16 protein-coding genes are annotated in these 18,003 nt (G+C 64.1%); 6 read left to right on the plus strand and 10 right to left on the minus strand.

Features of this window, described 5'->3' with window-relative positions; all coding sequences use genetic code 11:
- Window positions 1-76 precede the first annotated feature (76 nt).
- The 3 genes from MTR64_RS18950 to MTR64_RS18960 are packed head-to-tail and all read right to left on the minus strand — an operon-like array spanning window position 77 to window position 1,889.
- Window positions 77-571, minus strand: a complete 495-nt coding sequence (locus MTR64_RS18950; RefSeq protein ID WP_419144968.1) for an LptA/OstA family protein — start codon at window positions 569-571, stop codon at window positions 77-79.
- A gap of 29 nt (window positions 572-600) precedes the next feature.
- The gene (lptC, locus tag MTR64_RS18955) at window positions 601-1,248 is read right to left on the minus strand and encodes an LPS export ABC transporter periplasmic protein LptC (RefSeq protein ID WP_243996106.1); all 648 of its coding nucleotides are present in this window, start codon (window positions 1,246-1,248) and stop codon (window positions 601-603) included.
- Between the two features lie 17 nt (window positions 1,249-1,265).
- Window positions 1,266-1,889 carry a ribonuclease D gene (locus tag MTR64_RS18960; protein WP_243996109.1) on the minus strand — a complete coding sequence of 208 codons (624 nt, stop codon included), beginning with the start codon at window positions 1,887-1,889 and terminating at the stop codon, window positions 1,266-1,268.
- Window positions 1,890-1,962: 73 nt separating this feature from the next.
- On the opposite strand from MTR64_RS18960, the gene ung reads away from it, so the two are divergent.
- Window positions 1,963-2,649, plus strand: coding sequence for a uracil-DNA glycosylase (ung, locus tag MTR64_RS18965; protein WP_243996111.1), 687 nt, complete (start codon window positions 1,963-1,965; stop codon window positions 2,647-2,649).
- A gap of 3 nt (window positions 2,650-2,652) precedes the next feature.
- Here the strand turns inward: ung and MTR64_RS18970 are convergent, their stop codons facing one another.
- The 5 genes from MTR64_RS18970 to MTR64_RS18990 form a co-directional block, all read right to left on the minus strand.
- Complete coding sequence (locus MTR64_RS18970; RefSeq protein WP_243996112.1) at window positions 2,653-2,961, minus strand: antibiotic biosynthesis monooxygenase family protein; 309 nt, start codon at window positions 2,959-2,961, stop codon at window positions 2,653-2,655.
- Between the two features lie 162 nt (window positions 2,962-3,123).
- Complete coding sequence (locus MTR64_RS18975; protein WP_243996113.1) at window positions 3,124-4,557, minus strand: glutamate synthase subunit beta; 1,434 nt, start codon at window positions 4,555-4,557, stop codon at window positions 3,124-3,126.
- Window positions 4,558-4,576: 19 nt separating this feature from the next.
- The gene (gltB, locus tag MTR64_RS18980; RefSeq protein WP_243996114.1) at window positions 4,577-9,217 is read right to left on the minus strand and encodes a glutamate synthase large subunit; all 4,641 of its coding nucleotides are present in this window, start codon (window positions 9,215-9,217) and stop codon (window positions 4,577-4,579) included.
- A 261-nt stretch (window positions 9,218-9,478) separates the two neighbouring features.
- Window positions 9,479-11,098 carry a hypothetical protein gene (locus MTR64_RS18985; protein ID WP_243996115.1) on the minus strand — a complete coding sequence of 540 codons (1,620 nt, stop codon included), beginning with the start codon at window positions 11,096-11,098 and terminating at the stop codon, window positions 9,479-9,481.
- A gap of 45 nt (window positions 11,099-11,143) precedes the next feature.
- Window positions 11,144-12,385 (minus strand): TIGR04063 family PEP-CTERM/XrtA system glycosyltransferase, encoded by a 1,242-nt coding sequence (locus tag MTR64_RS18990; RefSeq protein WP_243996116.1) that lies wholly within the window; start codon window positions 12,383-12,385, stop codon window positions 11,144-11,146.
- Window positions 12,386-12,434: 49 nt separating this feature from the next.
- Here MTR64_RS18990 and MTR64_RS18995 point away from each other — a divergent pair, with 49 nt between their 5' ends.
- The 3 genes from MTR64_RS18995 to ctrA all read left to right on the plus strand — a co-directional run bounded on the left by MTR64_RS18995 (window position 12,435) and on the right by ctrA (window position 14,918).
- Entirely contained in the window at window positions 12,435-12,599 is a 165-nt protein-coding gene (locus MTR64_RS18995) for a hypothetical protein (protein ID WP_243996122.1), read from the plus strand.
- Window positions 12,592-13,971 (plus strand): putative O-glycosylation ligase, exosortase A system-associated, encoded by a 1,380-nt coding sequence (locus tag MTR64_RS19000; protein WP_243996117.1) that lies wholly within the window; start codon window positions 12,592-12,594, stop codon window positions 13,969-13,971. Before MTR64_RS18995 ends, MTR64_RS19000 begins: the two co-directional genes overlap by 8 nt.
- Before the next feature lie 251 nt (window positions 13,972-14,222).
- On the plus strand, window positions 14,223-14,918 hold the full coding sequence (ctrA, locus tag MTR64_RS19005) for a response regulator transcription factor CtrA (RefSeq protein WP_091144199.1): 696 nt from the start codon (window positions 14,223-14,225) through the stop codon (window positions 14,916-14,918).
- 70 nt (window positions 14,919-14,988) lie between these two features.
- Here ctrA and MTR64_RS19010 read toward each other — a convergent pair whose 3' ends face one another.
- Both MTR64_RS19010 and MTR64_RS19015 read right to left on the minus strand, forming a co-directional pair.
- Complete coding sequence (locus tag MTR64_RS19010; protein ID WP_243996118.1) at window positions 14,989-15,681, minus strand: LrgB family protein; 693 nt, start codon at window positions 15,679-15,681, stop codon at window positions 14,989-14,991.
- A complete protein-coding gene (locus MTR64_RS19015) occupies window positions 15,678-16,055 on the minus strand; it encodes a CidA/LrgA family protein (protein ID WP_243996119.1) in 378 nt (125 codons plus the stop codon). The genes MTR64_RS19010 and MTR64_RS19015 overlap by 4 nt, the downstream gene beginning before the upstream one ends.
- Window positions 16,056-16,213: 158 nt before the next feature.
- On the opposite strand from MTR64_RS19015, the gene trmB reads away from it, so the two are divergent.
- Both trmB and MTR64_RS19025 read left to right on the plus strand, forming a co-directional pair.
- Window positions 16,214-16,930, plus strand: a complete 717-nt coding sequence (gene trmB, locus MTR64_RS19020) for a tRNA (guanine(46)-N(7))-methyltransferase TrmB (RefSeq protein WP_243996120.1) — start codon at window positions 16,214-16,216, stop codon at window positions 16,928-16,930.
- 183 nt (window positions 16,931-17,113) lie between these two features.
- A partial coding sequence (locus MTR64_RS19025; protein WP_243996121.1) for an amidohydrolase family protein occupies window positions 17,114-18,003 on the plus strand: 890 nt, incomplete at its 3' end.

The raw sequence follows: 18,003 nt of genomic DNA on the forward strand, positions 1-18,003 counted from the left end.
CACTGCGCGTCCTCGTTCACGACCGCGCGTTCTGACAGGTCACGCAGTGCCGCGGGAGAAGCACCGCAAACGCTGATCAGTTCTGCTTCGGGACCGTGAAGGTGCCCGAGACGCGCCCGCCCGATGCCGAAGACACGCCGGTATTCAGGTCGATCACGAAGCGTCCGCCGCGCAGGGTATCGCCATTGCCGCGCTTGAGCGTGGCATTGCCCGACATGGTAATGATCTTCTTGCTGAAATCGTAGATGCCGACATCCCCGGTAGCCCGCTCGTCTCCGCGAGTCACCACGACGCCACCGCTTGCCGTGATGCGCTGGATTTGCATCGAGCCCGTGTTGGTGAAGTTGACCACTGTGCGGGCCGCGCGCAGTTCCAGTTCACCCTGGCGCACATCCACATTACCCGAGAGAATGACGCGGTCCTGCTTATCCTGCAGTTCGATGCGGTCGGCCGCATAGTCGACGGGAGCGTTGGAATTGTGCCCCGAGAAAACCTGCGCGCGCAGTTGAGGGACGGCGGCCGCAACTCCCGTTGCCAGAAGCACGGCGGTCGCAGTGATGCGCAAGGGCATCGCCCGGGCAGGCGACTGGCGGCGAAGCGTCATTGGGGTATCCTCAACTTGCCGGGCGTCATCCGCAGCCGGGCATTGCCTTCCAGAGTGACGGTCCGGTTTTCCAGATCGGCCTTCATCGCATGGGCCTGGAACGTCCCGGTGGGTACAGAGCCTTTGACGCCGCCTGAGCCTACCACGACCTTCTGTTTGATGTCGATGGCGACATTGCTGGTCGTCATGTTGTATCCGTCGGGCGCGGAAAATTCGACGGGGCCGGAAATGTCGATCTTCTCGATGTCGTAGTTGTAACTTCCGCGCGGCGCCACAATTTGGGCCGGGCCGTCGTTGAGGGCCATCTTTGCCGAGAGGTCGAGCATTTCGACGATGGGCACCGACGCGGACTTCTGCACGGCGGTTCCCGCTGTCACCACGAAGTCCCGTCCGCGATCGTCCTGCCCCCGGTAGGCGGCGTCCTCGACCTTGATACGGTCGTTGGTGACGGCCACCTTGTTGCGGTCGAGAAGGAAGCTGATCTCGCCGCGCGGAGACAATGGAATCAGGATCATCACGGCCACGACCAGCCCGATGGCCGCCGGCAGAGCCTTGGCCAGGAAGCTGACCAGACGATCATGCGAACCGCCCGGCGTGGCGAAATGCCGGCGGCGGTTGCGGATCTGGATGGCTTCGAGCGACATGGCCGGTCAGGCTCCGGTCAGGCGGCTTCGTGGCTGAAGATGTCGTGATCGGGCCAGCCGGCCAGATCGAGCCGTGCGCGCGCAGGCAGGAAATCGAAGCAGGCCTGGGCGATGTCCGTGCGCTTTTCACGTGCCAGGCGCTCGATCAGGATGGTGTGCATCGCGTGCAGGTGGCGCACGTCAGACGCGGCATAGTCCTTCTGCGCATCGGTGAGCTCGGGCGCGCCCCAGTCGCTCGACTGCTGCTGCTTGGACACTTCCTTGCCGAGCAGTTCGCGCACCAGATCCTTCAGCCCATGGCGGTCCGTGTAGGTTCGTACCAGTTTGCTGGCGATCTTGGTGCAGAACACGGGGGCAGCCATGATGCCCATGTAGTGCTCGATCGCGGCAAGATCGAACCGCGCGAAATGATAGAGTTTGAGGCGCGCAGGATCGGCCAGAACCGACTTGAGGTTCGGCGCGCCATAAGCGCTTCCCGGCGCGAAGCGCACGAGATGTTCGTCGCCCTGCCCGTCGGAGATCTGGACCACGCAGAGGCGGTCGCGCGGGGTGATCAGCCCCATGGTCTCGGTGTCGACGGCAACGGGCCCGGGCGCGAGCACGCCTTCGGGGAGATCTTCTTCGTGGAGATAGACAGCCATGATGCGAAAATGCTTAGGGACTGGACCGGTATTGCGCAATGGGCGCCGGGATTTTCGGGAGGCTTGGGGCATCATGGCAACAGGAAGTGCGAAGGCAGTACCTCCGAGCTGGAAGCCGGTGCTTGATGCGGTGCTGTCGGCGCCCGAAGCACGCAAGCTCGGCGGCTGGTTGAAAACCGAGGAAGCGGCAGGCAAGCGCATCTACCCGCCCCGAGGCAGCCGGTTGCGGGCACTGGAACTGACACCGCTTGATGATGTGAAAGTGGTGATCCTCGGGCAGGACCCCTATCACGGCCCGGGGCAGGCGCATGGCCTGGCCTTTTCCGTGCCTGAGGGCGTGAAGACGCCGCCTTCGCTGGTCAACATCTACAAGGAACTGGCGAACGACTGCGGTGTCACCATCCCGCCACATGGCAATCTCGAGCACTGGGCGCGGCAAGGCGTGTTGCTGCTCAACAATTCGCTGACAGTGCAGGAAGGGCAGGCCGGTTCGCACCAGAACAAGGGCTGGGAAGCGATTACCGATGCGGCTGTCGCGGCTGTTGCCGCCAAGAAGGAGCCTTGCGTGTTCCTGCTTTGGGGCAATCACGCCCGCAAGAAGGCAGAGCGCGTGACGGGCCTCGCGGGCGGACATCATCTGGTGCTGACCGCGCCGCACCCGAGCCCGCTATCAGCACACTCCGGGTTTTTCGGCTGTCGGCATTTCAGCCGCGCCAACGAATTCCTGAAGGCGAACGGGCGCGCGCCGATCGACTGGTAGCGATCAGGCCGATGCGCCGGGGATGAGATCTTCCATGACGTAATGGCTCATGGCGCCGCCTACGGTGAGATCGCCAAAAGCCATGCGGAATTTACCGAAGTCCTCAAGGTCACGCGCGACTGCGTGCGCTTCCATCGACGTCCAGACCACATTGAACGTGAACTTCGAAGGGTTTTCCACCCCGCGCCCGAAACGAACCGAGACGACGCCCGTGCAGGCCGCCAGATGAGCCAGGCCGGATTCGTGCATGGCTAAGGCGAACTGGTCTTCCGCGCCGGGGCGTACTTCGATTTCGGCGATTTCGAGCAGCATTTTCCGTATCTCTCCCTGGGTCGAAAGAGAGCGTCGCGGGGTCGCGCGTTCGCGTCAAGCACCGCTCGCCGATGATCGCCGCAGCGGCCCGTAAATATGGAAAGGCCCGCGAGACCATTTGGTGCCGCGGGCCTTTCCGTTATTTGGATCGTGTTGAAGCGATCAGCGCGGCAGTTCGCTCGCGCCAGTCAGCGCCACATCGATGGCACGCGCGCACTGGCGGCCTTCGCGGATGGCCCAGACCACCAGCGACTGGCCCCGGCGCATGTCGCCGCAGGCCCAGATCTTCTCGTCACTCGTCTGGTACTGTTCAGTATCCGCCTTGACGTTGCCGCGCGCGTCGAGACCGATGCCCGACTGGTCGAGCATGCCGGCCTTGCGCGGGCCCACAAAGCCCATAGCAAGCAGGATGAGGTCGGCCTTCAGCGTGAATTCGCTGCCCGGGACCTCGTGCATCTTGCCGTCCTTCCACTCGACGCGGACGCATTCGAGGCCGGTGACGTCGTTATCGCCGACAACACGCTTGGTCAGCACGGCCCAGTCGCGGTCGCAGCCTTCCTCGTGGCTCGAGGACGTGCGCAGCTTGAGCGGCCAGAACGGCCAGGACATGGCCTTGTTCTCGTGCACCGGCGGTTTGGGCATGATCTCGAGCTGGGTCACCGAGGCGGCACCCTGACGGTTCGAGGTGCCGACGCAGTCGGATCCGGTATCGCCGCCGCCGATGACGATGACGTGCTTGCCGGTCGCCGTCAGCGAACCGCGCGGCGCGGCACGAAGTTCATCGTCGCCCGCGTTGCGCTTGTTCTGCTGCATCAGGAATTCCATCGCCAGACGCACGCCCGGCAGTTCGGAACCCGGAATGTCGAGACGGCGGCCCTCTTCGGCACCGCCGGCGAAGACCACCGCGTCGAAGTTTTCTTTCAGCGAATTCACCGAGACCGAAACGCCGACTTCCACCGAAGTCTTGAACACCACGCCTTCGGCTTCCATCTGCGCCGCGCGGCGGTTGATGAGGTGCTTCTCCATCTTGAAGTCGGGGATGCCGTAACGCATCAGCCCGCCGACGCGGTCGTTCTTCTCGAACACCGTCACCGAGTGGCCGGCGCGTGCCAGCTGCTGCGCGCAGGCAAGACCGGCGGGGCCTGAGCCGACCACGGCCACCGACTTGCCGGTCTTCTTCGCCGCGATCTTTGGCGTGATCCAGCCTTCCTGCCAGCCCTTGTCGACGATCGCGCATTCGATCGACTTGATGGTCACCGGCTGGTCGATGATGTTCAGCGTGCAGGCCGCTTCGCACGGTGCGGGGCAGATGCGGCCGGTGAACTCGGGGAAGTTGTTGGTCGAGTGGAGGACTTCCAGCGCATTGCGGAAGTCGTCCTCATAGACCAGGTGGTTCCAGTCGGGGATGATGTTGTTGACGGGGCAGCCCGTGTGACAGTGCGGCACGCCGCAGTTCATGCAGCGCGATGCCTGGTCCTTGAGCGCCTCCGCCGATAGCGGAATGACGAATTCCTTGTAGTTCTTCAGTCGATCATCGACCGGACCGTAGATGCGGTCCTTGCGGTCCAGTTCGAGAAAGCCGGTTTCCTTGCCCATCTTGTACTGATTCCCGATCTTATTCTGCTGCCACGGAAGCGGCTGCGAGCCGCTCGGCTTCCATCTGCTTGAGCGCCTTCGCGTAGTCGCGCGGCATCACCTTGACGAATTTGGACAGGGTATTGTCCCAGTCGTCGAGCAGCGCACGGGCCCGCCTGGAGCCGGTGTGCAGGTGGTGACGTTCAAGCAGGACGCGGATGCGTTCCGCATCGTGCCGCAGCATGTCGCCCATGCCGAGGTCGTTGACGCTGACCGTCCGCTGCTGCGGGCGGCCAGTGCCTTCTTCCTCGTCCGCATCGGGCGAAATCTTGAGGATGTCGACCATCGCGTGGTTGCACAGCTTGTCGAACTGGCCGTCCTCGTCGAAGACATAGGCGACACCGCCCGACATGCCCGCCGCGAAGTTCCGGCCGGTCTTGCCGAGTACCATCACGACACCGCCGGTCATGTATTCGCAGCCGTGGTCGCCGCAGCCTTCGACGACCGCGATCGCACCCGAGTTGCGGACCGCGAAGCGCTCGCCACCGACGCCGTTGAAGAACGCCTCGCCGGAAATCGCGCCGTAGAGCACAGTGTTGCCGACAATGATGTTCTTGAGCGGGTCGCGATCGACATGGCCGGGCTGGCGCACGATCACGCGGCCGCCGGACAGGCCCTTTCCGACGTAGTCGTTGGCATCGCCGGTCAGGTCGAGCGTGACGCCATGGGCGAGCCATGCGGCAAAGCTCTGGCCGGCCACACCGCTCAGCGTGACGTGGATCGTGTTGTCGGGCAGACCTTCATGGCCATAGCGCTTGGCCACTTCGCCCGAGAGCATCGCGCCGACCGTGCGGTTGACGTTGATGATCGGCTTTTCGACGCGGACCGCCGTGCCCTTTTCGAGAGCCTCGGCAGAACTTTCGATCAGCGCGTTGTCGAGCGCATTCTCGAGGCCATGGTCCTGCGTGCCGCTCCAGTTAAGCGACGGACCGTCACCGAGTGGCGCCTGGTAGAGGATCTTGGAAAGATCGACGCCCTTGGCCTTCCAGTGCGAGATCGCCTTCTTCATGTTGAGCCGATCGACGCGGCCGGTCATCTCGCCGACCGTGCGGAAGCCGAGTTCGGCCATGATCGCGCGCAGTTCTTCGGCAACGAAGAAGAAGTAGTTGATCACATGCTCGGGCTGGCCGGTGAAGCGCGCGCGCAGCACCGGATCCTGGGTCGCGACGCCGACCGGGCAGGTGTTGAGGTGGCACTTGCGCATCATGATGCAGCCCGCCGCGATCAGCGGTGCGGTGGCGAAGCCGAATTCATCGGCGCCGAGCAGCGCGGCGATGGCAACGTCACGACCGGTGCGGATACCGCCGTCGGCCTGCACGCAGATGCGGCTGCGAAGGTTGTTGAGCAGCAGCGTCTGCTGGGTTTCGGCAAGGCCGATTTCCCAGGGCGAGCCGGCATGGGTGAGCGAGGTCAGCGGCGAAGCGCCGGTGCCGCCTTCGTAGCCGGAGATCGTCACATGGTCCGCCCGCGCCTTGGAAACGCCCGCAGCCACCGTGCCCACGCCCACTTCGGACACCAGCTTGACCGAGACGCGGCTGCCCGGGTTCACGTTCTTGAGATCGTGAATGAGCTGCGCAAGGTCCTCGATCGAGTAGATATCGTGGTGCGGCGGCGGCGAGATCAGGCCGACGCCCGGCGTCGAGTGACGGGTCTTGCCGATGATCTTATCGACCTTGTCGCCGGGCAGCTGGCCGCCCTCGCCGGGCTTCGCGCCCTGGGCCATTTTGATCTGGATGTCGTCGGCATTGACGAGGTACTCGGTGGTCACGCCGAACCGGCCCGAAGCGACCTGCTTGATCGCGGAGCGCAGGTTGCGCCCGTCGGGCATCGGCTTGAAGCGGCTCGGATCCTCGCCGCCTTCGCCGGTGTTCGACTTGCCGCCGATCGTGTTCATCGCGGCTGCCAGCGTGGTGTGCGCTTCCCAGCTGATCGAGCCGTAGCTCATCGCGCCGGTGGCGAAGCGCTTCACGATCTCGCTGGCCGGCTCGACTTCGTCGATGCTGATGGCCGTTTCGGCGGGCACGAATTCCATCAGCCCGCGGATGGTGAGCATCCGGGCCGACTGATCGTTGATGGTCTGCGCGAATTCCTTGTACTTTTCAGGAACGTTACCGCGCACGGCGTGCTGGAGTAGGCCGATGTTGGTGCTGGTCCAGGCGTGTTCCTCGCCGCGCACGCGCGAACCGTACATGCCGCCCACGTCGAGCATGTTCGCGTAGATCGGGTTGTCGCCATAGGCCGCAGCGTGGCGGCGCACGGTTTCTTCCGCGATCTCCAGCAGGCCCGCGCCCTCGATCGTGGTCGCGGTGCCGGTGAAGTACTTGTCGATGAACGCGCTCGACAGGCCGACCGCGTCGAAGATCTGCGCGCCGCAGTAGGATTGGTAGGTCGAGATGCCCATCTTGGACATGACCTTCCGGATGCCCTTGCCCACGGCGTAGATATAGTTCTTCGCCGCCTGCTCTTCCGAAATCGGCAGGTTCTTGCGGACCCGGATTTCCTCGATCGTCTCGAAGGCGAGGTAGGGGTTGATGGCTTCGGCGCCATAGCCCGCCAGTGCGCAGAAGTGGTGCACTTCACGCGCTTCGCCGGTTTCGACGACAAGGCCGGTCTGCATGCGCAGACCCTGGCGGACGAGGTGGTGGTGCACCGCCGCCGTGGCCAGCAATGCCGGCATCGGCACGCGGTCGGGGCCCTGCGCGCGGTCGGACAGGATCAGGATGTTCTTGTCCGCCAGCACGGCCTCGGTGGCCGCCCAGCACATTTCCTTGATCGCCAGTTCCAGGCCATCGGCACCGGTGGCGGCGTCCCAGGTCATGTCGATCGTGCCGGTACGGAACGCGCCGTCCAGCGCCGCCTCGACCGAGCGGATCTTGGCCAGGCCCTTGTCGGTGAGGATCGGCTGGCTGACTTCGAGGCGCTTGTGCGTGCCGGCGTCATGTCCGAGCAGGTTCGGGCGCGGGCCGATCATCGAGACGAGGCTCATCACCAGCTCCTCGCGGATCGGGTCGATCGGCGGGTTGGTGACCTGTGCGAAGTTCTGCTTGAAGTAATCGTAGAGCAGGCGTGCCTTGTTCGACAGCACCGGGATCGGCGTGTCGGTGCCCATCGACCCGATCGGATCGTCGGCGTTCATCGCCATCGGCTCGAGGAAGCGCAGCGTGTCTTCCTGCGTGTAGCCGAAGGCCTGCTGGCGATCGAGCAGCGTACCGGTGGGCGCGGGCAGTTCGGCCAGTTCGGGTTCGATCACGTCGAGATCGGCGAGCTTGTACTGCGCCTTTTCGAGCCACTTCTCGTAGGGTTCTTCCTCCGCGAGCTTGGCCTTGATCTCCTCGTCCTCGATGATGCGGCCTTCCTCGAAGTCGATCAGCAGCATCTTGCCGGGCTGGAGGCGCCACTTGCGCACGATGTTGTCTTCCTTGATCGGCAGAACGCCGCTCTCGGAAGCCATCACGCACAGGTCATCGTCGGTGACGAGGAAGCGGGCCGGGCGCAGACCGTTACGGTCGAGCGTGGCGCCGATCTGACGGCCATCGGTGAAAGCGACGGCGGCGGGGCCGTCCCACGGTTCCATGAGCGCGGCGTGATACTCGTAGAAGGCACGGCGCTGGGCATCCATCAGCGGATTGCCGGCCCATGCTTCCGGGATGAGCATCATCATCGCGTGGACGAGCGAATAACCACCGGCGAGCAGCAGCTCGAGCGCGTTGTCGAGGCACGCGGTGTCCGACTGGCCGTGCGGGATCAGCGGCCACATCTTGTCGAGGTCGGAGCCCAGCAGGTCGCTTTCCATGGTGCGGCGGCGGGCGTTCATCCAGTTCACGTTGCCGCGAACCGTGTTGATCTCGCCGTTGTGCGCCATGAAGCGATAGGGGTGCGCCAGCTTCCAGCTCGGGAAGGTGTTGGTCGAGAAGCGCTGGTGCACCAGGCCGAGCGCCGAGACGAAGTCCGGATCGCGCAGATCGTCGTAGAACGAGCCGACCTGGGTCGCCAGCAGCAGGCCCTTGTAGACGATCGTGCGGCTCGAGAAGCTCGGCATGTAGAGCTCGTTCAGACCGGGCAGGTTGTGCTTGACCGCCATGGCTTCGAGCGGGTTCTGCGTCTGCTTGCGGATCGCCATCAGCTTGCGCTCGAAGGCATCCTGGTCGGCACAGCTTTCGCCGCGGCCGACGAAGCACTGGCGCACCACCGGCATCGATTCGATGACGGTCTTGCCAAGGCCATCGAGCGTGACCGGCACATCGCGCCAGCCAAGCAGTATCTGGCCTTCCTTGGCGATGAACTTCTCGAACTTCGCGACCACGAAATCGCGCGCGGCTTCGTCCTGCGGGAGGAAGCACATGGCCACGGCGTAATCGCCCGGCTGCGGCAGTTCGACGCCGGCACCCTTGGCCCATTTGCGGAAGAGCTGGTCGGGGATCTGGGTCAGGATGCCTGCGCCGTCACCCAGCAGCGGGTCAGCGCCCACCGCACCGCGGTGGTCGATATTTTTCAGGATTTCCAGGGCCTGGGTAATGATTGCATGGCTTTTCTGGCCCTTAATGTGAGCGACGAAGCCCACACCGCAGGAGTCATGTTCGTTACGCGCATCGTAAAGGCCTTGGGGCTTAGGAAATCCCATCGATAATAATCCATCCTGTCATTTGCCGGGGTACACCGGGCGCACGGGACAGAATGCACGAATCGTGCAGCATCCCCAAGCGACATAGTGGCCCCACGGTCCCCATGACGATTGATGGCCGGTTTTGCAACCGCGAAGGCGCTTCTGGCGCAGGATTGCGCGCGTGAACGCTGGAAATTCCGCCATTTTATTATCAAAAGCCCCGTCCGAACGAATCGGACGGGGCTTTGGGGCCGGGGATTTGCCAGCAAGCGGAGAAGGTCAGGCGGCGCCGCTCATCCGCTGAAGAGCTGCCAGAGCGCTGCGCAAGGCATCTTCGGTTGCCTTGGGGCCGGTCGAGCCAGGCCCGTCGAACAGCCGTTCGCCTTGCGGTGCCTCTGCATGCGATGCCTCGGTATCCGGTGCGAGCGGTGCGAAAGAACCGGGTTCGCCAGCTTCCTCGCCGGCGGGGTTAGCCTCCGGTTCATCATCGTCACCCGTTGTGGAAATGAATCTCTGGATCGGGTTTTCGCGGCTGACAAGCGGGCGCGAGAGGTCGAGCAACGACGAATAGCCTTCGCCAGGAGCACGGCCTTCCTCGTCCTCCATTTCATCCCCGTCATCCACGACCGGTTGGGCGGCACGGCTGGCGGCGTTGTCCATTCCGTTACCCTCTGCCGTCTTCGTCGGCGTCAGTCCGATGTGGCGGGGCGGGATGTAGGCGGGCAGCGCGTCTTCATCGTCCTCCGGCAGATCGTCGAAGTTCACCGGACGCAAGGCAGCGGGAATCGCCGGCGAGACGGCTTCTGGTTCCTGCGCGAGCGTTGCGTCGGTGGCAGGTTCCAGGACGACCTCGTCCGGCGCGGCCTTGAAACGCGGCTGTGCAAAAGGCAGTGGCCCGGAAGGCTGACGTTCGGCCGTGGCTGTTTCGGGTTCGGCCTCGACGCCGGTTTCTGCCGCCAGCAGGACAGTGGGCTGTGCTTGCGCAACGGTGGTCCGATGTTGTCGCTCGCGGCGCTCTGCCATGGCCAGTGCCAGACGTTCGAGTAGCTCGATCGGCGAAAGTTCCTCAAGCCTGGCCGTTGCGATGCGCTCAGCCGCCTTGCGCCCTTCCGTGGGCGCCGCGCCATTCGCATCAAGTCCGGAAACAGCTGCGTCGGAAGCAGTCCCGGCAGCCGCCGAGTTGCCCGCTTCGCTGTTTGGGGGCGGGCGATTACCGCGCTCTGGCTCGTGCGATTCGGCCGCCGCTGTGAACGGGGACTGGCGCGTATCTTCGGCACGGGCCGTGATCCCGCGTGCATAGGTTTCGAAAAGTCCGTCGCCGGGCGCTTGGGCCGATGGTGCGAAGGCCGCCGGGGCTTCGTCTTCGGCGAACGTTTCGGCTTGCTGGCCGAGCTCTTGCGTCTCGACGGCGGGGCCGTCCTCGTCGTTGCCGGCATCATCGAACCCGTCGAGCGCGAATTCGGCGACATTGAGGATGCGCTTGTCCGGAGCGGCGGCCGGCGCGTGGACGGCAAGCGCGCGGCGGCGGGTGGCCGATGCCGGGGCTTCGTCCGGCCCGGTTTCTGCTGCGTTGACCGGTGCGACATTGCGGCGGCAGTGGCGTACCTGCGGTTCCTGCGCAGTCAGGCGCCGGGCCACCACGATCCCGGCGACGGCGCCGAGGCCAGTCATGGCAAGGGCCATGAGGATGCGGGCAGTGGTTCCCAGCGGCGGCGCTGTCATGGGGAGCACATGGTCGATGCCGAGAGCCGTCACCAGGCGTTCGATCAGAGCGGGCGGGATGGCAATGCTTCCGGCACCGCACAGCGCGCCGAACCAGAGGGCGACAATGACCGGGAACAGGGGATGGCGGCTGATGGGCTGGTTTCCGCCCGGCTTGCTGCGCTTGTGCTCGGACACTCTAGTCTTATCCCATTCTGTTCCGGCGGGCACATGCCGCACGGGTCATGCTGCGGCGCCCAGACCTTTTCGAAGCCGGATTCGTGGCAGCATTTGGTAAACGTCTTGATAACGGGCTGCGTTCACGGCCCAGTCGTGCCGGGTTTCCACATGCTCGCGACCGGCGCGGCGGTAACGTTCCCACTGATCGCGATGATTGAGCAGTCCGGCCAGCGCATCGGCACAGCCGGCGGCATCGTCGGGCGGGAACAGGATGCCGGTCACGCCATCAGTGATCAGTTCGCGGTGGCCGCCGACATCGCTGGCGGCAACCAGCTTGCCCTGCGCCATGGCCTCCAGGGGTTTCAGCGGAGTGACGAGGTCGGTCAGGCGGCTGTGCTTGCGGGGGTAGGCCATGATGTCGCACAGGGCATAGTACCGGTCGACTTCATGGTGCGGGACCCGGCCGGTGAAGCGGATTGCATCCGCCGCCGGTGAGGCTTCGGCCTGCGCACGAAGCGCCGCTTCCATCGGGCCACCGCCCACCAGCAGCAGGCGGGCGTCCGGCTGCCGGGCGATCAGCGCGGGCATAGCCTCGATCAGCACGTCGAGACCCTCGTAGTCATAAAAGCTGCCGATGAAGCCGATCACCGGGCATAGTTTTCCATTCGCTTCGAAGCCCAGTGCGCGGACCAGCGCTTGGTCGCGATCCAGCGGCTGGCCAAACAGCGCAAGATCGACGCCATTGCGCATGACGGTAATCTTGTCCTGCGGCGTGCCGCGCGCGATCAGGTCCTGACGCAGCCCCTCGCAGATCGTCACGACGGCGTCTGCATGGGCGACCACATGGCTTTCGAGCTTTCGGGTAAGCCGATACTTGAGCGAGCCTTCGCTGCCGGTGCCGTTGCCGACGGCGGCATCTTCCCAGAAGGCGCGGATCTCGTAGACGAGCGGAATGCCGTGCCTGCGGGCCACGCGCAGCGCTGCCTGGCCGCACAGGGCAGGCGAATGGGCATGGAGGATGTCCGGCTGCCAGTCCTGTACCACGCGGTCGATGGCCTGCGCGAACAGGCCGATTTCGCGCCATTCGCGGTAGCCGGCCAAGCCGCTGGCGATCCCTGCGGTCCGGTGGAATAGCAGCCCGTCCGCCTCTTCCGCTGCCGGACCCTGCGCCGTGTGGCGAAGGCCGGTGATGCCGCGAACGTCGTATCCGAGCGCCTGCTGCGCTTTCAGGATCGCGCGCGTGCGGAAGGTATAGCCGCTGTGCATCGGGAGCGAATGGTCGAGAACATGGAGAATGCGTGTCATGGCACGCTGTATCTAGGCATGTAACGCTTAACGCGGCGTCAACTCGCCGATGCTATCGAAGCCGCCGATGGTCGATATCTTTGCCCTTGCCGTCAGCCACGGGCTGCTTGCGCTTGCCGTGTGGCGGTTGCTTTCCCGTGACGATCTCTATGACGAAGGGCGCAGCGCGCCGCGCCGTCCGTTCGGGCGCCGGGGAAGGAAGCCCGATGCTTAACCTGGCTTTCACGGGCTTTTTCATCTGCATGTTGCTGGCCGGATTCAAGCGGCCGTTCATCTGGATGCTCTGCTACCTCTATGTCGACATCGTGCAGCCTCAGGTCATCACCTGGGGATTCCTTTCGCATGTGCCGGTCTCGCTCATTGCCTTCACCGCGGCCTTCCTCGGATGGATCGTGCTCGACCGAAAGGAGGATTCGCGCTTCACCTTCCGGCAAGGCCTCATGGTGCTGCTCCTGCTCTATTGCGGCTACACCACGCTGACCGCTGCCTATCCCGACGACGCACCGGAGAAATGGGCCTGGGTTTGGAAGGCGCTGCTCTTTGCCATCTTCTTGCCGCTGACCCTGCGCACGCGGTTGCGCATCGAGGCGGTGGCGCTGGTCATGGTGCTGTCGGCCAGTGCGCTCATCATCGACGGCGGGGTCAAGACCGTGGGAGGCGGCGGCGGGTATGGCACGCTGCGCATTTTTGTCGACAGCAACAGCGGGCTGTTCGAGGGATCGATCATTTCCGCTGTTGCCATCTCCATCATCCCGGTCGTGGTCTGGCTGGCGAAGCACGGTACCGTCTTTCCGGGCGACTGGCGGGTGCGGATTTTCGCGGCGGCCCTGATCTTTGCCTGCGCACTGATCCCGGTAGGCACGCAGGCGCGCACCGGACTGGTCTGCCTGGGAGTCCTTTGTATTCTTTACCTCAGGACGGCCAGGCACCGTGTCCTGATCGCCGGTACCATGGCGCTGGCGGCCGTGGTTGCCTTGCCGTTCCTGCCGCACGCCTTCCTCGCCCGGATGAATACGATCGAGCACCATCAGGCCGACCAATCGGCGAGCACGCGTATTGCGATGTGGAAGTGGACCTGGGAATACGCCAAGCAGCATCCCTTTGGCGGCGGCTTTTTCGCGTATCAGAGTGCCCGGGTGAAATACGATACCTATGTCGCTGAAACCAGCGGCAGTACGACGATTGTCGAGGCGACGCCGATCGTGGAAGTGGGGCGTGCCTATCATTCCAGCTATTTCGAAATGCTGGGCGAGCAGGGTTACCCGGGCCTGGCCATCTGGCTGGCATTGCAGATTTCCGGTCTGGTCCAGATGGAGTTTCTGCGCCGGCGCTGGAAGAACCGCACCGGACCGGACGAGACCTGGGTGGCGCCGCTTGCCAATGCCCTGCAGCTGGCCCAGATCGTCTATCTGATAGGCTCCCTGTTTGTCGGGATCGCCTTCCAGCCTTTCATCTTCATGCTGATCGGCCTGCAATGCGGGTTATGGAGCTATCTCAAGCGGATAGATCAACCGCGCAGCGAAGATCACAAGCGACCCCGGGCTATGCGGGCGAACGTGCCGGCCGAGGTTGTTCCCGCCGCTTGATGGACGGCATTGTGTCCTTTTTGTTGGGGTTCCTTAACCTTTCTTGTTTCCTGCCGTTTTAGCATTTGCCGTTGCACTTGTGCACGGATCGAAACGGCGTCGCATCCACCGGTGCCTGGGGAAATGACCGGAAAATGTTACGTTTACGGCAAATTAACCTTTAACCTTCATTGGTCATATGGTTAATTCACGGCAATGTCTGTTTCGCTGCGTTAGCGATTGCGAAGCAAAGGGGCAAAGGGGGGTTACCCATGCGAGTGCTGTTGATCGAGGACGAACCGACCACGGCCCGGGCCATCGAGCTCATGCTCACGGCTGAGGGCTTCAATGTGTATTCGACGGATCTGGGGGAAGAAGGCCTCGATCTGGGCAAGCTCTATGACTACGATATCATCCTTCTGGACCTCAACCTGCCGGACATGCACGGCTATGACGTCCTGAAGAAACTGCGCGTCGCCAAGGTGCAGACGCCGGTGCTGATCCTCTCGGGCATTTCCGAAATGGACAGCAAGGTCCGCTCGTTCGGCTTTGGTGCCGACGACTACGTGACCAAGCCGTTCCACCGCGAGGAACTGATCGCCCGCATCCATGCGGTTGTGCGCCGCTCGAAGGGCCATTCGCAGTCGGTCATCCGTACCGGCAAGCTGATCGTCAACCTCGATGCCAAGACGGTCGAGGTCGATGGCGCCCGCGTGCACCTGACCGGCAAGGAATACGCGATGCTCGAGCTGCTTTCGCTGCGCAAGGGCACCACGCTGACCAAGGAAATGTTCCTCAACCATCTCTACGGCGGGATGGACGAGCCGGAACTCAAGATCATCGACGTGTTCATCTGCAAGTTGCGCAAGAAACTCGCGCATGCCTGCGGCGGTGCGAACTACATCGAAACCGTCTGGGGCCGCGGCTACGTGCTGCGTGATCCGGACGAGGCTGCCGAAGCGGCCTGATACCGGTTCACTCCCTCGCTGGGGACTGACGACGGCCCGCCCGAAAGGGTGGGCCGCTGTCGTTTGGGGCCTAGAGGAACACGGCTAGCAGCGAGAGCAGGGCGGCGGTCATGACGGCGTTGAGCGCCATGCCGAGGCTGGCGAGCGCGCCTGCGCTTCGGTCGACTTGAAAGGCGCGGGCCGATCCGATCCCATGCGCGGCTACTCCGACCGCGAAGCCGCGAGCTCGATAGTCACGGACGCCCAGCAGGTTGAGCAGCGGCGTCGCGCACATGGCACCGAATACGCCTGCGAACAGCACGATGACGGCCGCCAGCGAAGGGACGCCGCCCAGCTGAGAGGCTATGGCCATCGCCACAGGGGTCGTCGCGGCGCGTGGCGCAATCGAGGCCAGCAGATCGCGAGGCGCATCGAACAACGCCAGGATGCCAACGGCGCTCACTATCGAGGTGAGTGCTCCGGCTATCAGCGCGAGCGCAATGGGCAGTGCCAGCCGCCGGATGCGCGCGCGTTCGGCCCAGATCGGCACGGCAAGGCCGACCACAGCCGGGCCCAGCAGGAAGCTGATCGGGAAGGTCGCTTCGCGATAAGTGGCGTACGGCGTGCCTGTGCACAGCAGCAGGCCGATAAGCACCGGCGTCGACCACAGCACGGGATGGCACAAGGGGTGGCGGTTCGAACGCTTGGAAAGCGTGTCGAATGCTTCGAACACGCCAAGAGTGACCGTAAGCCAGAACAGCGGCGTCGCGATCAAACCGGTCATTCGGCAAGTTCCATGCTGTCCGTACTGTCCAGCGGGGCGAAGCGCGCAAGTGCCCACCGGAAGACCAGCGCAGTGACCGCCATGGTCAGTACGGTCGAGGCCACGGTGGCTGTCACCAGCCCGATACCGTTTGCGGCCAGGGCATTGCCTTGATCGATCAGCCCGACCGCGGCAGGCACGAACATCACCGCGAGATGGGCGGTGAGCCATCCGGTCACGGCGGTCAGCGTGGGTCTTTCGCGCGGGATCGCGGCGAGCCAGGCCAGCAGCAGGACCATGCCGATAACGGCGCCAGGAAGGGCGAGGCCGGTCAGGCGGTGCATCGCTTCACCGGCCAGCTGGCAGGCGAGCAACAGGAAAATCGCGCGGAGCATATGGGTTTTACGGGTCCTTCAAGGGGATGCGGGGCTTCCAACCAAGCTTGCATCCGTATGGCAATGGTCCTTTTTGCAAGGTGGGGTGTGCTGCGCGCCAGTACCTGCGACAGGCGCTCCATTGACCCGGAGCCGTTGTCCTGCCAGTGCGCCGCGCCATGACGGCATACAAATCCGGCGATCCCACGACACTCAACCGGCTCTATGGCCGTTCCAAGGGCAAGCCGCTGCGCGCCGGGCAGCAGGGGCTCGTGGACAATCTGCTGCCGCGCATCGCGGTTCCAGCCGAAGGCCCGGTCACTGCCGAGCGCCTGTTCGGCCAGGATTGCCCGATGCATTTCGAGATCGGCTTCGGCGGGGGCGAACACATGGCGCAGCGCGCCGACATGCTGCCCGATCATGGCTTCATCGGCGCCGAGCCGTTCATCAACGGCGTCGCGCAGGCGCTTTTGCACCTCAGCGGCGACAACGGCGCGCACCCGCCAATTGGCAACGTGCGTATCCACCATGGCGATGCGCTGGAGGTGCTCTCGCGCATTCCCGATGGCGCGCTGTCGTTCCTCTACCTGCTTCATCCCGACCCCTGGCCCAAGGCCCGCCACGCCAAGCGGCGGATGATGAACGACGGCCCGGTCGACATGTTCGCGGCCAAGCTCAGGCCCGGCGGCGAGTTCCGGTTCGGGACCGACCATGCGGTCTATCTGCGACACGCGCTGATGGTGATGCAGCGCCATACCCACCAGTTCGAGTGGCTCTGCGAAAAACCCGCTGACTTCCAGAACCGTCCCGGCGGCTGGCCGCAGACACGCTACGAGGCCAAGGCCCGCAGCGTGTACGGTCACGAAGTCTGGTACTTCCGGTACCGCCGCAAGTAGGCCCGGCCGGCCTTCCCGCTCCGCATTTCCGCTTCCCGGCCACCCGGCGTTCGCCCGGGCGTTGCCATGCGTTCACATGAAACGATTGATGCGAGTCAATGGCAGAAAGGCTCCCTCGCCCAAGACTGGCGCCACATGGTGACGGGAATTGCCCGCGCCCATCGGAATACGAGGGAGTTGGAAATGCAAAAAGACGATATGGTCGTGATCAGCACCGACGATCACATCTGCGAGCCGCCCACACTGTTCGACAACCAGCTCTCGGGCGAGCTGCTCGCTTCGGCGCCGAAGCTCAAGGTCGACAGCGAAGGCAAGAACTACTGGGAATACCAGGGCTTTCTGCGCCCGTCGATCGGCCTCAATGCCGTCGTCGGCCGCCCGTTCGAGGAGTACGGCATGGAGCCGACCTCGCTCGATCAGCTGCGAGACGGCTGCTACGACGTCCATGCCCGCATCGACGACATGGATGTGAACGGCATTGCCGCCTCGATGTGCTTCGGCAACTCGATCGGCTTCGACGGCCAGACTTTCCACAAGGCGCCGGACAAGAAGCTCTCGCTGCGCCACATGCAGGCCTACAACGACTGGCACTACGACGAATGGTGCATGGCCTATCCGGGCCGCTTCATTCCGCTTGCGATCCTGCCGACCTGGGATCCCGAAGCCACTGTCGCGGAGATCAACCGCTGCGCCAAAAAGGGCTTCAAGGTCGTCTCGATGAACGAGAACCCCACAGTGCAGGAGCTGCCGTCTATCCATAACGACTATTGGGATCCCGTATACAAGGCGCTGATGGACAACGACATGACCATTGCGCTGCACATCGGCTCGGGCAACCCCGCTCCGCATGCGTCGATGGAATCGCCGATCGAGGCGTGGATTTCGACGATGCCGATGTCGGTGGCGCAGGGCGTGGCCGACTGGCTTCAGCTCGAAGAACTGCACCAGTACCCGGACATGCGCGTGATCGTGTCCGAAGGCTCGATCGGCTGGGTGCCCTACCTGATGGAGCGCGCAGATTTCTCGAACTGGCGCCACAAGGCGTGGACCCGCTCGCGCTTCCAGGACATCAA

The sequence above is a fragment of the Novosphingobium album (ex Hu et al. 2023) genome (assembly GCF_022832385.1).
Lineage (GTDB): Bacteria > Pseudomonadota > Alphaproteobacteria > Sphingomonadales > Sphingomonadaceae > Novosphingobium > Novosphingobium album.